We start from the raw sequence: 17,104 nt of genomic DNA, 5'->3' as shown, positions 1-17,104 counted from the left end.
CTAACTTGCAGTATACTTTTCTAAACTTTATAATTATGAAAAAATCTCTATTGTCCTTTTTAGTGGTTGTAATATGTTTATTTAGTTCTACTGTTTTTTCTCAGACAGCAGAAGATGCGCCAGAGTTAGGCCTTCCAGGCGATAATCTGGATCTTTATGCAGTTCTGGATCTTTTTCAAAAATCAAAAACAATTGAAGAATTTGAAAAATCATTAAATCAGAAAGAAACAGGAATAAATAACCTGGATTTAAATCTTGACAAAAAAGTAGATTTTATCAAAGTCGTCACTAAAAAAGATGGTAATGCATATACTTTTGTGCTGCAGGTAAACGTTAGTAAAAAAGAAACCCAGGATGTTGCCGTTATATTAGTAAATAAAGATAAGAACGGAAAAGTTTCTCTGCAAATGGTTGGAGATGAAGATCTTTATGGCAAAAATTATGTTATTGAACCTAAAACCAAAAGTGATTCAGTAACTGCTAATCCTGCCTATCAGGGTTCTAATCCTGTTACCGTAAATGTTCCTGCTACCACTACTGTTGTCGTAGAATCAGCTCCAATTGTACAATATGTATATTCTCCTGCCTATGTACCTTATTATCCACCGTATTATTATGGCTATTATCCGCCTTATTTTGCAGCGTTTACAGTGTTGGCAGTTGGTATTTATCGTCATAACAATTGGTATCACCACGGCGGTTATTATGGAGGACATTATCATGGAGGTAACAACACTGTAATTATTAACAACAGAAATCAAATTAATCATTATAATAACGAAAGAAACCGATCCAATACCGTTAACAATAACCGGACAAATGGAAGATATGGTAATGGCAATGGAAATCTTGCAAACACGAGCAATCGTGCAAACACCAACAATCGACCGACGGCGGGGACATCTGATCGTGGCTCTAATGCAAATCGACCTTCAGCGGGTACTTCAGACCGTTCATCAAAAGTAAATCGTCCATCAGCAGGTACTTCAGACAGATCTTCGAATGTGAACCGTCCGTCAGCAGGTACTTCAGATCGATCTTCAAACGTAAATCGTCCATCAACTTCAAATCGTTCATCAAGTCCAAGTTTTGATTCCGGCCGTACCAGAAGTAGCGGTGGCAGCAGTTTTAACAGCAGCAGCAGAGGTAGCGGTGGCTTTAGCGGAGGCAGCAGAGGTGGCGGAGGCTTTGGAGGCGGAGGCGGTGGAAGAAGACGTTAATACCTTCTTCTCCTTCAAAAAAAATGGACTAAAACTTATTAGGTTTTAGTCCATTTTTTTATTTGTAAATTTGGTTTTCTTTTTATTCCACTTCAATATCTGAAGCGCTCATATCTCTGACGCAAACATATTTACCGTTTCTTTTTTCAAATAAACTAAGATAATTTCCGGTATTTAAAACAGTTTTACTAGAATCTGTTACGGTAAAAGAACCGCTTTCCACTACCTGATTTCCATCGTTTGAAACAAAAACTTCATTCGTTTTAAAAGAAATTTTATTAGAATTTGTTCCTAAATCAGCCATCAGGAACTCACCAATTGCCTTCCTACCTACCAAAGGTTTTCTGTGTTGATAATAACTTATAGCATCATCAGCATAGTATCCAATTTCTTTAGCTTCACCAGAATTATAAGTTGCCGCAAATTCATCTTCTTTAGCCTGAATTTCCTTTTTTATTTGCTCTTTATCAACTACTACGACGGGCTTTTCTTCTTCCTTCTTAGTATTACAGGCTAACATTGAAACTAGCACACTTCCTAATAATAATCCTTTTAAAATCTTGTTTTTCATATGATAAAAGTTTAGAGTCTTATACATTAAAAGTACTATAAAAATCTCAATATCAGATAATTTACTTTAAAAAAATATTAAACTAAAGTTCATTAATTTTTTATTAGCAAATCAATCTTATTAAAAAACGGAACAAGCATTATACCTCATCTCTCTAATAAGGAATATAAATATTGAAAGTCGCGCCTTGCATAGGCTCACCAATAGCATTTATATGACCATTATGATTTTCAACGATTTTCTTCACGATTGCCAGTCCAATGCCGGTTCCTTCGTACACATCCCTGCCATGTAATTTCTGAAAAACACCGAAGATTTTCTCACTGTGCTGCGGTTCAAAACCAATACCGTTATCGCCAAAACTAATATGACAATAATTTACAGCTGTCGACAGGTTTTCGATTTGTAAATCAGGCCCATTAACCAAACGACTTTTTATGGTAATTTCTAATGGCGTTTCTGTTTTTGCAAATTTGATGGCGTTATGAATCAGGTTTTCCATTAACTGCACAAACTGAAAAGGAATTATTTTAGCTGTATCATGAAAATCAGTTGTAATCGTAGCTCCTATATCGTTTAGATTTTCATGCAGTGCCTCTTTTACATCTTTAATAATGGTATTCAAATCAACTGCTTCATACCTTCTGTCAACCAGAGTGGCTCTCGAGAACGTAAGAAGACTGTTAATCAGCTCACGCATCCTGTTGCAGGCATATAAAATTCGGTCAAATTTCGTTTTACCGTCTTCAGATAAATTAGCATATTCATTAGACATAATGAGATTTGCAAAAGTCTGAATCTTTCTCAACGGCTCCTGCAAATCATGGCTTGATATGTAGGTAAACGCATCAAGTTCCATGTTCTTCTTTTTCAGTTCATCAGCATGTTTTTCGATCGCTGCGTATTGAGAAGCAAGTTCTTTATTGGCTTTTAAAATCATTTCGTTCAGCGTGTGGGTTTCTTCTTCCTTCTTTCTTAACTCCTGATTTTTTCGGAACAATTCGGTGAAAACCATCACTTTCGCCTGTAATATTTCAGGTGACAACGGTTTAATCATATAATCTACAGCACCAGACTGATACCCTTTGAAAATGTATTCATTGGTATTCATATTGGCGGTTAGAAAAATAATAGGAACATGTTTTAGTTTTTCACTTTGGCGAATCATTTCGGCCGTTTCAAAACCATCCATCAATGGCATTTGTACATCCATTAGGATAATAGCAAAATCCTGGTTTTTCAGTAGAATCCGCAACGCATCCTTTCCTGATGTCGCTTCAACAAACTGATAACCACGGTCAGCCAGAATGACTTGTAAGGAAAGTAAGTTTTCCTTTTTGTCATCGACTATTAAGATTTTAATTGCGTTGTCTCCCATTAGGTTTTACATTGAATATGAAATTATTATTTAAGCCACACGCGCATTAATGAAGACAATTGCTCCACATTTACAGGTTTCGTCATATAATCTGAAGCCCCTGATTCTATACAACGCTGTCTGTCGCCTTTCATTGCTTTTGCGGTTACCGCAATAATGGTAAGATCTTTATGTCTTGCATCTTTACGAATGCGTTTCATGGTTTCGTAACCGTCCATTTCCGGCATCATAATATCCATTAAAACAATATCGATATCTTTATTCTCATTTAGAAGATCAATTGCTTCCTGGCCGCTTTCGGCACTAATTACGTCCAGTCCGTATCGTTCTAAAGCCGTTGTTAAGGCAAAAAGATTTCGCACATCATCATCAACCAATAATACTTTTTTACCGGGTAATACATCCTCTCTTAAGTAAAAAGACTCGATGATTTCTTTCATTTCATCTGGCAGCTCTTTATGAACACGATGCATAAAAAGTGCTGTCTGATCAATCAATTCTTCCATTGAACCGGCGCTTTTTGTAATGATACTATGCGCAAATCTATTCAGTCTCAAGCGTTGTTTTTTATTGACATCACCTGCCGAATGTATAATGATGGCGGTTTCCTGTCCGGCAATATTATTCTCCAAATCTGTTATAATATCAAGTCCGTCTGCGTCCGGCAAAACCAAATCTAAGATAATACAATCAAATGATTTTTCCTGAATCAATTTAACGGCTTCACTAGCTGTTTGTGCACTGGAAATTCGAATATCATCACCATCAACTGCATTTATAATTCTGCTTAGTTCTTGTTCATTATCGTCTACCACTAAAAGGTTCTTGATCTTTTTATTCTTAAAATCATGAATATCATTAAAAAGATACGACAGTGAATCGTTCTTAACCGGCTTCAGGAAGAAGTTTCTTGCACCGCGTTTAAGGCCCTTGTTTCGTTCATCTTCACCAGAAATAATATAAACCGGAATGTGTCGCAAATTGAAATCGGTTTTCAATCGGTCCAGAATTTTCCATCCACTGGTATCCGGCATGTTTAAATCCATTGTAATTGCATGCGGATGAAACTGATTTATAAAGTCAACCACATCATTACCTTTTGTAGTTACTATAGCCTTAATTCCGTTAATATGCGCTTGCTCGAGCATAATTTTGGCAAATGTCAGATTATCTTCTGCAATCAATAATATTTTGTCTCCCGGCTTAATATCGGTTCTGTCATCGCCTATTTCATCCACAAAAAACAAATCAATATCAGAGCGGTTAAATTTCTCTGAAGGCAATGATTTGATGCGGCCTTTTACATCTGTTTCTTCTTCTACATCAATATCAATAATCTCAGAAATATCTACATATTGCAATGGCAGGAACAGCGTAAATTTACTTCCGATATTCATATCACTTTCCAGTTCTATACTTCCTCCCAATAAATCAGAAAGTCCACGGCTGATGGATAATCCCAAACCTGTTCCGCCATATTTACGGCTGGTTGAACCTTCTGCCTGTTGGAAAGCTTCAAATATGATATTTTGCTTTTCTTTGGAGATTCCAATTCCGGTGTCTGAAATTTCGAAAGCCACAACTGCTTCCGCTTTATCCAGACTAAGATTTGCCATTTTCCAATTGTTATTGGCTTTGTAAATTTTTAATTGTACTTCTCCCTTTTCTGTAAACTTGAACGAATTTGACAGCAGGTTTTTCAAGATTTGATTTAAACGCTGTGAATCGGTTTCAATAAGCTCCGGAAGTTCGTCATCCATAGTGATTTTAAAACGAAGATGTTTCGCTGCTGCAATTGGATTAAAAGTGGATTCCACAAATCGGCTGATTTCGTTAAAGCTAATCGGATTGTAATCAACAGAAATATAACCGGATTCAATTTTCGAAAGATCCAGAATGTCATTGATTAACTGAATTAAGTCATCACCACAAGAATTGATCGTTTTGGCAAACTGAATTTGTTTTTCAGAAAGGTTTCCATCTCTGTTGGCGATTAATTCGTTGGCCAAAATCTGCAAACTGTTCAATGGAGTTCTTAACTCATGCGACATATTGGCTAAGAATTCCGATTTATATTTTGATGTTAAAGTCAGCTGATCTGCTTTTTCTTCCAAGGCTTTTCTCGCCACCTCAACCTCTTGATTTTTGAGCTCTACTTCTTCTTTTTGATTGGCCAATAAGAAGGCTTTTTCTTCCAGTTCTTCGTTGGTATTTTTTAGTACTTCCTGTTGACTTTTTAGCTCACTTGCCAAAGATTGAGATTGTACCAAAAGTTCTTCTGTTCTTGAATTTGATTCGATCGTATTCAATACAATTCCGATACTCTCCGTCAATCCTTCTAAGAAATCTAAGTGTGTCTGGCTGAAAGTGTCTAGTGATGCCAATTCAATAACAGCTTTAAGTTGTCCTTCAAATAAAACCGGTAAAATAATTACATCCTGAGGCTTGGCAGAACCCAGACCTGAATTGATTCTGATATAATCTTTCGGAACATTGCTTAAAATAATTCTTTCTTTCTCGATCGCCACCTGACCAATAAGACCTTCTCCCATAGCGTATTGCGTTGGAGAATTCTTTCTTTTGATATAGGCATAAGAGGCAATTAGATTCAGTTTTGAATCCTCAAAATTCTCATCTTCCTGTAAGATATAGAAGAGTCCGTGTTGAGCCGTTACTACCGTTGCCAGCTCAGAAAGAATTTTTTTGGTAACCGAATTCAGTTCTTTTTGCCCCTGAAGCATTTGGGTAAATTTGGCCAAATTCGATTTCAGCCAGTCTTGTTCCTGATTTCTTAGTGTTGTCGCTTTCAGGTTCGAAATCATTTGATTGATGGTATCCTTAAGAGCCTCTACCTCACCTTTTGCTTCAACACCAATAGTTCGCGTTAAATCCCCTTGTGTTACCGCAGAAGCCACCTCAGAAATTGCACGTACCTGAGTAGTTAAGTTCGCCGCAAGCTGGTTTACGTTTTCGGTTAAGTTTTTCCACGTTCCGGAAGCTCCCGGTACATTGGCCTGACCTCCCAGTTTTCCCTCTGCTCCTACCTCACGTGCCACGGTTGTTACCTGATCAGAGAAAGTAGCCAGCGTATCGATCATTTCGTTGATGGTATCGGTTAATTGTGCCACCTCACCTTTAGCATCAATGGATAATTTTTGCTTTAGGTTTCCTTTTGCTACGGAGGTTACAACTTTCGCGATTCCACGAACCTGAGACGTTAAGTTGGATGCCATTAAGTTAACCGAATCTGTTAAATCTTTCCAGGTTCCGGCAACCCCTTTTACTTCCGATTGTCCTCCCAGCTTTCCTTCGGTACCAACTTCACGCGCCACACGGGTTACCTCAGATGAAAACGAATTCAGCTGTTCCACCATCGTGTTGAAGGTATTCTTTAAATCCAGAATTTCTCCTTTTACGTCAACGGTAATTTGTTTTGAAAGGTCACCATTGGCTACGGCTTTGGTTACATCGGCAATATTACGTACCTGACCCGTTAAGTTAGAGGCCATCTGATTCACCGAATCCGTTAAATCTTTCCAGGTTCCGGCAACACCCGGTACGAAGGCTTGTCCGCCCAGTTTTCCTTCTGTTCCAACCTCTCTTGATACACGGGTTACCTCCGAAGCAAAACTTCGAAGCTGATCCACCATCGTATTTACTGTTTCTTTTAATTGAAGAATTTCTCCACGTACGTCAGCGGTAATTTTTTTCGACATATCTCCATTCGCAACGGCAATCGTTACCTCGGCGATATTACGTACCTGAGTGGTTAAGTTACCCGCCATCTGATTCACCGAATCGGTCAAATCTTTCCAGGTTCCGGCAACTCCCGGTACATTCGCCTGTCCTCCCAGTTTTCCTTCTGTTCCTACCTCACGTGCCACACGAGTTACCTCGGAGGCAAATTCGCGAAGCTGATCCACCATCGTATTCAGGGTTTCTTTCAATTGCAAAATTTCTCCACGAACGTCAACGGTAATTTTTCGGGACATATCTCCGTTGGCTACGGCAATCGCCACATCGGCAATATTACGTACCTGAGCAGTAAGGTTTCCTGCCATCTGGTTAACCGAATCCGTTAAATCTTTCCAGGTTCCGGCAACTCCCGGTACATTCGCCTGTCCTCCCAGTTTTCCTTCTGTTCCTACCTCTCTGGACACACGCGTTACCTCCGAAGCAAAGCCTCGAAGCTGATCCACCATGGTATTAATTGTATTTTTAAGCTCAAGGATTTCTCCTTTTACGTCTACTGTAATTTGGAGTGATAAATCGCCTTTTGCTACCGCTGTGGTTACCTCAGCAATATTACGTACCTGACCCGTTAAATTCGATGCCATCTGGTTCACCGAATCCGTTAAATCTTTCCAGGTTCCACCAACACCTTCCACCTGCGCCTGACCTCCCAGTTTTCCTTCGGTACCTACCTCACGCGCCACACGGGTTACCTCGGATGCGAATGAGTTCAGCTGACCCACCATCGTATTAATGGTGTTTTTAAGCTCCAGAATCTCTCCTTTTGTATCTACGGTAATCTGACGTGATAAATCTCCTTTTGCTACCGCTGTGGTCACCTCTGCAATGTTACGTACCTGCCCCGTTAAGTTAGACGCCATCTGATTCACCGAATCCGTTAAATCTTTCCAGGTTCCTCCAACACCTTTTACTTTAGCCTGACCTCCAAGTTTTCCTTCCGTACCTACCTCAAGTGCCACACGCGTTACCTCTGATGAAAAAGAGTTCAGCTGATCCACCATCGTATTAATGGTTTTCTTCAACTCCAGGATTTCCCCTTCGGCTACAGCCGTAATCTTTTTCGATAAATCTCCGTTGGCCACCGCTGTGGTTACCTCGGCAATATTACGCACCTGACCCGTTAAGTTCGATGCCATCTGATTCACCGAATCGGTTAAATCTTTCCAGGTTCCCCCAACTCCTTTTACTTTTGCCTGACCTCCCAGTTTTCCTTCTGAACCTACCTCACGTGCCACACGGGTTACCTCGGCACCAAAGGAGTTCAGCTGATCCACCATCGTGTTGATCGTATTTTTAAGTTCCAGGATTTCTCCCGCAACGTTTACTGTAATTTTTTTAGATAAATCGCCTTTTGCTACCGCCGTTGTTACCTCAGCAATATTACGCACCTGACCAGTTAAATTGGATGCCATTTGGTTTACCGAATCGGTCAAATCTTTCCAAACTCCACCAACGCCTCGCACTTTTGCCTGACCTCCCAGTTTTCCTTCAGAACCTACCTCTACCGCTACACGCGTTACCTCAGAAGAAAAGGAATTCAGCTGATCCACCATGGTATTAATGGTGTTCTTCAACTCCAGAATTTCTCCTTTTACGTCAACGGTAATTTTTTTCGAAAGATCTCCTTTTGCCACCGCCGTTGTTACATCGGCAATATTACGAACCTGACCGGTTAAGTTACTTGCCATCTGATTTACCGAATCCGTTAAATCTTTCCAGGTTCCTCCAACTCCTTTTACCTGTGCCTGACCACCCAGTTTTCCTTCTGTACCAACCTCTCTCGCCACACGGGTTACCTCAGAGGAGAACGAGTTCAGCTGATCCACCATCGTATTAATGGTGTTCTTCAGCTCAAGAATTTCTCCTTTTACGTCAACGGTAATCTTTTTAGACAAATCTCCTTTTGCTACCGCTGTTGTTACATCGGCAATATTACGTACCTGCCCCGTTAAGTTACTCGCCATCTTATTCACCGAGTCGGTCAAATCTTTCCAAACTCCACCTACACCTCGTACTTTTGCCTGACCTCCCAGTTTACCTTCTGTACCTACCTCACGTGCCACACGCGTAACTTCCATCGAAAACAGATTCAGCTGTTTTACCATTCCATTAACCTCTTTTGCAATTCTTAAGAACTCTCCCTGAAGTGGGTTTCCTTCAATAGAAAGCGGCATTTCCTGAGATAAATTTCCTTTTGCTACTGATGTAATTACGTGTGCAATTTCGATCGTTGGATGCACCAGGTCTGAAATCAGTGTATTTACAGAATCAACGCAGGAACTCCACGAACCTCTCGCTCCGTCAAGAGCAACACGATTCGTTAATTTTCCTTGCTTACCAATGCTTTTTCCAACCTTTTGAAATTCGAAAACCATACGCTCATTCAGGTCGATGATTTCATTCAGAGTATCACAGATTGATCTTTTAATTCCATTTTGATCCGTTGGGAAACGCTGCGTAAAATTACCATTTTTGACTTTCAGCAAAATTTTTAAAAACTCTGCATCAGTCAAAATAGATTCTTCTGAATCTTCCTTTTTTCCTCTCGGCTGCGAAGGTTTATCTCCTGAAACAATTGGAAATTCAAGGATATCCTGAACTTCTTCAATATTAATTTCGTTTGTTTTTTTCATATTCCCAATTCTTTATCGAATGATTAAAAAAATCTGATATTTTATATTTTAGCTTACCTGATTATACTCCTCAGGTTTTAAATTTCGTCAAACAATATTTTTCTTAAATGAAACTGCACAAACGCATCCATAGAATCAGATCGCTTTGTGTTATCATTATAATTCAGCGGTTTGATAATATAACCTGCTATTCCTAATTTTTCTGCTTCTGAACGATCCATTTCCTCTGAAGAGGTTGTCATGATAAACACTTTTAAATCTTTTAGTTTTTTATCTTCTCTTACTACTTTCAGGAATTCTATACCGTTCATTCTTGGCATGTTAATATCCAACAAAATAACATCCGGAGTAAATTGTATTTCAGGATCTCTGAGTATTTTTAAAGCTTCAATTCCGTTATAGGCTGTATGCAACACATATTCGCTTTCTAATTTCTTTAAAGACCGCTCTACGCTAATCACATCCAATTCGTCATCTTCAACTAATAATATTGTTGGTTTTTTCATAACTTAATTATTTCTCCATGTAAAGATAAATTCGGCACCTTCGCCCAATTTCGATTTGACTATAATACTTTCCTGTTGGTCGTCAATGATCTTTTTCACGATTGCCAGTCCAACACCGGTACTTTCCTGTTCGTTTTGTTCCCGTAACGTCTGAAAAATTTCAAATATTTTTTCGTGATATTCAACAGCAATTCCAATTCCGTTATCTTTTACCGAAAACTCATGAACACCTCCAAATGTTACACAACTGACTTGAATTACAGCATCTTCCTGTGGTGTATATTTTACTGCATTACTAATCAGATTGGCAAAAACCTGTTCGAGTTTAATTCTTTCAGTAAATAAATCAGGAAGATTCCCTATTTCAAGTTTAAAATTTCTAGGAACAAGAGAATCTGCAATTTCATGTACCAGAGCATTAGTATCTATATTTTCTGAAGGTGCTTTTATGTTTAAACGGGCATAATCTAACAGACCATTAATAAGCGCTTCCATACGTCTTGTCTTTTGCGGAATAATCTTAAGATATCTTTTAATTTCTGGTGATAACTCTTCATTATGATCTTCCTCAATCCAGCTGACAACGTTGTGAATTCCTCGGATTGGCGCTTTAAGATCATGCGAAACCGCGTACGCAAATTTGTTGAGCTCAGCGTTTCTATTTTTAAGTTCATGAATGTTTTTATCCAGCTTACCAGACATTCTGTTTAGCGATTTTGACAAAGCAGTCAGCTCATCATTTCTGGTATCTTTCACCATTGTAAAATTCCCTTTTGAAATATTTTCAGCAAGACGAACCATTGCCGTAATTCTTTTATTGGTGATATACATAATAAACATTGTACTTAAGAGACCTACTATAACGGTGAGTGTCAGAAATATAAAAGAAAAAGTATGTGCATATTTTAGCGAAGTCAATAACATCTCTGTATGGTGTTTTCTTCTTTTGTATTCGATTTTATCAAACCGGTTAAACTTTTCTGAAATGGCATCATTTATATTTTTCCCTACATGTCGTTTTAGAGAAGTATTAAAAAGATTCATATAAGAAGACGGATATTCTTTTCTACTCTTTATCAACTCTTTTGAGTATCGAACCCAATCACTATGAAGTTTACCTATAGAATCTAATATTGCCCGTTGTTCATTCTTAGTTCCAATACGGATTTCCTGTTCTTTTATTAGTAAAGGCACTTTTTTTAATCCGATAAAATAGGAATCCAGAAAGGTATAATCTTCGGTAAGAAGAAAACCACGAAAAGCACTTTGCATCTCGATAATCGATTTGTGGGTTTTATTAGAATTGCGAATAATCTCTTCAGATCTGGCAAGAAACTGTGAATTGAGCTGTACTTTTTTCGATAACAGATAATTCGTATACGAGTCCGCTACGGACAACAAAATAACCAAAGTAAAAGCCACAAAAATTTGAGTAGATAATTTCATTTAATTACAATTAAAAGGCCATATCACACTATGCAACAATTGTTTACTCAATAAAATTAAGAAAAATAATAAAATCTTTTCTAAATTATTTTTAAGTGCCTTTTGTATTGATGCACCTTCCGCGGCTACAATCAATGATAAAACGGCTAACACTTAAGCTGAAAAAATATATTGACTTAAAATCTTCTTTAAGTCGTTAAAATTATTTGGTTTGGATATAAAATCATCGGCACCATGAGCTATGGCCTCACGAATGATATCATCCAGTTGCGAAGTCGAAAAGATAATAATCGGAATTTCTTTTAATCCTTCTTCCTTTTTAATTTCAGTTAAGAATTCAAGACCGGACATAAGGGGCATATTTAAATCCAGAAAGATAACATCCGGAGAGATTTCCTTTTGCATCAGTTTTCGCAGTGCTTCCACCGGATCATAAATTGCGGTATAGGTAGCCGCAGACACAGATTCCAGCGCTTCCATGAATAATTCACAGTCATCTGAATCGTCATCAATTTGTAGTATATTACTATAAGTCATCGACCTATTTGGTATTTCTGGAGTGTAAAGTTCTTTCAATAATTTTTTTTTATAAATTAAAAATCCACTTTATTTATATTGTTTCAAAATATTCAATTTACTCACTTAAAAAAAAGCATATTAATTGTAATAGCGCTTGTTAAAACTGTGAGCCTATTTTCATGTTCTGAATAACTTGTACTCATATTTACATTATAACTGCGATTTGACTTGACAAAATTCCTCATTCTTCCATTCCATTTTTTATCTATGGACCCAATTTGTTTTTCTGTTGTATCATAAACAACAAAATTTGGCCCATGCCAGGCATCCTTTATTTCGGCAATGACTTCATTGGAAGCATTTAAAACTTTAAATTCAGGTTTGAAAAAATTTCTTTTATTGATTGTTCCAACCTTTTTGCCATGTGCATCATAAACCATAATATTAGACACAAATGAAAAATTATGTTTTGCAATTGAAGATTCAAGACCACCATTTGCATTTCTAATTTCGATTGAAAAGGGAAACAAAGTTTTGTAGGGAAATAATTTTAACATCATTTCCTTTAATGTTAGCTTCTGTTTTATGCTTCCAATGCGTTCCCTCTTATCATTATAAATATGATAATTCTTGCGCAAACTGCTCCTATTGTCAACGAAATAGTTGTTTATTTCAAAAAAATCTGAGTTCATATCATTAAATTTTTAATAATTAAAAAATAGGTTTTCAAAACCTTCAATTGAACATTTCTTTTTTTAATATTCAAGAATATGAATCTTCCTGTGTGATTATTTTTTTAGGTTTTTATTTTTATAGATTTTTCGGCTTTATGTTTTTATGATTGTAAACTAAATAATTCAGTATTGATTCAATTTTGTTGGGCATTATTATAGCAAATATGAAGATATAAATCTTCGCTTTTTTATATAATTTGATTTAAATGTTACATGGTTTCAATCTTAATGATTTTATCTGTCCTTATTTTTAGGCGCTTAAATTTACTATAAATAACGTTCCTCTTATCGAACATGGGAATTATATAACGAAAGACAAAAATTATATAAAATCGTCTTTTAACATCAGGTTATTTTTAGCAAAATTCAATAACTAATCTTTAGCTTATATCTATAGAAAATTTAAACTTTAAGATTATGACGGAAGTACTGTTTTTAATAATTGTATCAATGAGTTGCAGTAAATATTATGATGATCAAGATTATATAAGAGACTTAAAATCCTAGGAGGCATAACCACCGATTCTCTGAAAATTCCATCTTAGCATCATACAAAGCCTATATTAAAAGAGAGAACTTGTTTTAAAAGCAAGTTTTTTTTAGCTCTGTTCAATTAAAAAAAATAAAAATAATCTTATAATTTAATTAAAAAAAAGATCTAAAAATCAACTTATTATCTGTAAAAGATTTAAATTTACTAGGATAATCATCTGATAAAGAAGTCAAACCAAATAAGCTGCATATGAAGTATAAAAATATTTTGCAAATTGATGACGATTTTGATGATTGCGAATTCTTCCAACAGGCACTGGAAGCGGTCTCAACAGCTGCTTATATGGCACTTCACAATCCCATTGAAGCACTTCAAAAACTGGCTGATCGAGAAATTAAGCCTGATTTGATATTTCTTGATATCAATATGCCCTTAATGAGTGGTATCGAGCTTTTGGCAGAAATTAAAAAAAGAGATGCTATCAAAAATATTCCTGTTATTATATTTTCGACTGCACCTATATCTGCAAATCTGGCAAAATTACTTGATGCAAAAGATTATGTAACGAAACCGAGTAATTTTAATGACCTAAAAAATATTTTAAGAGAAATTTTATAATTAAAAAATAAGTTATCGGATATTGATAAAAAAGTAACAGAAATGCTTGCAATACATGCACTTTTTTTATTAATTTCTACGAACAGATTTTTGTTATTTTCCAAGTATCAATTTAAAGATTTAGACTTGTCCAACTTTTATTTTTTTGTATTAGATTTTATTTTTGAGTACTTCTTTCCTGTTTACAAATTTCCCTCGGTTTTAAATATTAGAGTTTTTAAACTATATAAAATCTAATTTGTAAAAGCTTTGGAAAGCTTTTTTACATATTTAGCATTTCAAATTTACATCATTTCCACAAGCTTCTTTATATTCTTTTTATAATCAAAGACTTACTATATCTTTGATCTAAGTAATTAGATTAAACTATGAAACTTACTGATACAAAACTCTTCGAAAAAACAACACAGAATTTTCCAGTTGTTGGTTTTGGTGCTTCTGAAGGCGGATTAGATGCTATTAAGAAAGTAGTAAAAGCGATACCCGTCAATTCTGGAATGGCTTATGTAATTGTACAGCATTTATCTTCAGATCATGCGGGCAGTTTACCTGAAATTTTAACCCAACAGACCGAAATCCCTGTTCATGAGATTATAAACGACATTAATCTGGCTCCTGATCATATCTATATTATTCCCGAAAACACTAATCTTATTGTGCAGGACGGCGTATTAAAACTGCATCAGCGAACGCGCAATGAACGTAGAACTGCCAGTATTGATGTTTTCTTTGAATCACTGGCAGAAGTGTATCAAAGTTTTGCTATTGGTGTTATTCTTTCCGGAACTGCCTTTGACGGAACTTTTGGATTTAAAAAGATAAAGGAAGTTGGTGGCACAACACTTGTTCAGGATCCTGAAACGGCAGAATTTAAAGGAATGCCGCAAAGTGCCATAGATGCAGATATTGTTGATTATGTACTAGCGCCCGAACTCATTCCTGCACAACTAGTAGAAATAAGAAAAAGTTATACTACAAATCACGCTTTTAGTAATGAAGAACATTTGCCGAAGAATGAAGAAGAAATACTTTTGCAAATTATAAATCTGATTTTCTTAAGAACTGGAAATGATTTTCGTCATTACAAACATCCTACTATCAGAAGAGGTATTGCGAAACGAATGTTAATGAGCCAAAAAGAAAATTTACAGGCTTATTATAATCATCTTCGAAATGACAAAAGGGAGCAGGATTTGCTTTTTAATGATTTTTTGATTCCTGTAACGTACTTTTTTAGAGATCACAACTTTTTTGATTCCCTTCCAGCACTAGCTTTTACGCAATTAGTACAAAATACAACAAATAATAACTTGCGTATATGGATTGCGGGTTGTTCTACAGGTGAAGAAGCCTATTCGCTGGCTATAGCTTTACATGAATATTTAGCAGAAAGAAACAGCGCTATTAAGGTTCAGATTTTTGCTTCTGATATTTCTGAAAAATATATTACAAAAGCAAGGACTGCGATTTACTCTCCGCAGGATGTTCAACAAGTTTCGCCAACCAGATTGCAACGTTATTTTACCAAAAGAGACGGTCACTATCACATCAATAAAGTGATTCGCGACATGTGTATTTTTGCGGTACACAACTTTATAAAAGATCCTCCGTTTGCGAGAATCGATCTGGTTTCATGTAGAAATGTGCTTCTTTACCTGGATTCCTTTTTGCAAAATAAAGTTTTAAGCTCTTTCCATTATTCACTAAAAGACAAAGGTATTTTAGTTCTTGGAAAGTCTGAAAGCATAGCAAATGGGCAAAAGTTATTTGAACCAATTGAAAAACATGAAAAAATCTATGTTCGAAAATTTATGACAGAAGATTATATGTCTGAAACTTTTACCTCGGCTATTATTACTACTGGCGATAAAAAAGAAACCTCAAACATAAAGGCATCCAATGAATTGCAAATTAAAAAACTACAAAATGATTTAGCTTTAGCAAATGAAGATCTTAAGAGAATAACATTAGAATTAGAAACTGCAAATGAACATATAAAGTCTAACCATACAGAATTATCATTTATCAATGATGAATTAACGAATCGTCAGGAACAGTTAATTTCGATGAGAAATTATTCTGAATCTATTGTAAATACTATTCGTGAGCCTTTATTAATTATTGACAGAGATTTTTTTGTAAAAAGCGCTAACCCGGCGTTTTATAAATATTTTGAGACCACTGAAGAAGAAACTGAAGGACATTCCTTTTTCGAAATTGGAGACTGTCAATGGGATATTCCTGAATTTAAGGAATTACTATTTAAAATGTTTAGTGAAAAAAAATCGGTTTTGGACTTTAAAGTTGATACTCTTTGTAATGGTACCGGTAAAAAAATTATGATTGTTAATGCATATCAAATTCAAAATTCACAGCCTGCAGGTTTAATACTTTTAGCGATTGAGGATATTACAGATCTGGAAACCACAAATGTATTACTGAAAAAGAAAAATCTTGAATTAGAAAAATATAACGAACAGCTAAAAGTTATTACTACCGGAGCAAGCAATAATATTCAGGAGCCGCTACGAAAGATTCAGATGTTTTGTAAACGAATCTTAGATAACGAAAAAAATCTAACAGAATCTGGACTTCATAATCTGGAACGAATTAGAATCGCTTCTTCAAATATGAATCAGTTCATTACCGATCTTATCGATTATTCGAGAATCAATTTTAATGAAAAAGAATCTCAAAGAACCGATCTGAATGTTATAGTAAAGAAAATCATCGCCGATTTAAAAGATTATATTCTGGAGAAGAACGCAATTATTACAGTTGATACTTTACCGCAAGTGAGAATTGTTCCCCATCAAATGCAAAAATTATTCAACAATTTAATAGCAAATGCTCTCAAGTATACCAAAGAAAATACAATACCTCAAATTAAAATTGAAGCAGAAGAGCCATCAAAAGAAGAGATGAATCAAATTGGCGCAAATTCTGAAATTAATTATACTAAAATCAAGATAAGCGACAATGGTATTGGATTTAGTATGGAATATCAAACTAAAATTTTTGAACCTTTTTACAGACTTCATAGTAATGATCAATATACAGGAAGCGGCCTGGGACTTACAATTTCTAAAAAAATCATCGCCGATCATAATGGTTTTATTACAGTAACAAGTAATATCAATCATGGCAGTATATTTTCTGTTTATATACCCTCATAATAACAAGTTTTACCAAATAAATTTTAAAGATGTTCTATTAGGGCATCTTTTTTTTGA

10 protein-coding genes are annotated in these 17,104 nt (G+C 35.8%); 3 read left to right on the top strand and 7 right to left on the bottom strand.

Going from position 1 to position 17,104, the window contains the following annotated elements; genetic code table 11:
* Positions 1-35: 35 nt before the first annotated feature.
* Positions 36-1,220 (top strand): hypothetical protein, encoded by a 1,185-nt coding sequence (locus tag BUA98_RS14990; RefSeq protein WP_072973849.1) that lies wholly within the window; start codon positions 36-38, stop codon positions 1,218-1,220.
* A gap of 82 nt (positions 1,221-1,302) precedes the next feature.
* On the opposite strand, the gene BUA98_RS14985 is transcribed toward BUA98_RS14990, so the two are convergent.
* The 7 genes from BUA98_RS14985 to BUA98_RS14955 all read right to left on the bottom strand — a co-directional run bounded on the left by BUA98_RS14985 (position 1,303) and on the right by BUA98_RS14955 (position 12,586).
* Positions 1,303-1,791 carry a YybH family protein gene (locus tag BUA98_RS14985; RefSeq protein WP_072973847.1) on the bottom strand — a complete coding sequence of 163 codons (489 nt, stop codon included), beginning with the start codon at positions 1,789-1,791 and terminating at the stop codon, positions 1,303-1,305.
* Positions 1,792-1,945: 154 nt separating this feature from the next.
* Positions 1,946-3,169, bottom strand: coding sequence for a sensor histidine kinase (locus BUA98_RS14980; RefSeq protein WP_072973845.1), 1,224 nt, complete (start codon positions 3,167-3,169; stop codon positions 1,946-1,948).
* A gap of 26 nt (positions 3,170-3,195) precedes the next feature.
* Positions 3,196-9,555 carry a HAMP domain-containing protein gene (locus BUA98_RS14975; protein WP_086065341.1) on the bottom strand — a complete coding sequence of 2,120 codons (6,360 nt, stop codon included), beginning with the start codon at positions 9,553-9,555 and terminating at the stop codon, positions 3,196-3,198.
* A gap of 77 nt (positions 9,556-9,632) precedes the next feature.
* On the bottom strand, positions 9,633-10,061 hold the full coding sequence (locus BUA98_RS14970; RefSeq protein WP_072973843.1) for a response regulator: 429 nt from the start codon (positions 10,059-10,061) through the stop codon (positions 9,633-9,635).
* A 3-nt stretch (positions 10,062-10,064) separates the two neighbouring features.
* Positions 10,065-11,507, bottom strand: coding sequence for an ATP-binding protein (locus BUA98_RS14965; RefSeq protein ID WP_072973841.1), 1,443 nt, complete (start codon positions 11,505-11,507; stop codon positions 10,065-10,067).
* Between the two features lie 153 nt (positions 11,508-11,660).
* A complete protein-coding gene (locus BUA98_RS14960; protein WP_208857992.1) occupies positions 11,661-12,083 on the bottom strand; it encodes a response regulator in 423 nt (140 codons plus the stop codon).
* A gap of 62 nt (positions 12,084-12,145) precedes the next feature.
* A complete protein-coding gene (locus BUA98_RS14955) occupies positions 12,146-12,586 on the bottom strand; it encodes an LURP-one-related family protein (RefSeq protein ID WP_159433471.1) in 441 nt (146 codons plus the stop codon).
* A gap of 916 nt (positions 12,587-13,502) precedes the next feature.
* Here BUA98_RS14955 and BUA98_RS14950 point away from each other — a divergent pair.
* Positions 13,503-13,871, top strand: coding sequence for a response regulator (locus tag BUA98_RS14950; protein ID WP_072973836.1), 369 nt, complete (start codon positions 13,503-13,505; stop codon positions 13,869-13,871).
* A 368-nt stretch (positions 13,872-14,239) separates the two neighbouring features.
* Positions 14,240-17,047, top strand: a complete 2,808-nt coding sequence (locus tag BUA98_RS14945) for a CheR family methyltransferase (RefSeq protein WP_072973834.1) — start codon at positions 14,240-14,242, stop codon at positions 17,045-17,047.
* Positions 17,048-17,104 lie beyond the last annotated feature (57 nt).

Origin of the sequence: Flavobacterium saccharophilum, from assembly GCF_900142735.1 — a bacterium.
Lineage (GTDB): Bacteria > Bacteroidota > Bacteroidia > Flavobacteriales > Flavobacteriaceae > Flavobacterium > Flavobacterium saccharophilum.
Note: the sequence above shows the minus strand (reverse complement) of the source record. Positions and strands in the feature narration are given on the sequence as shown.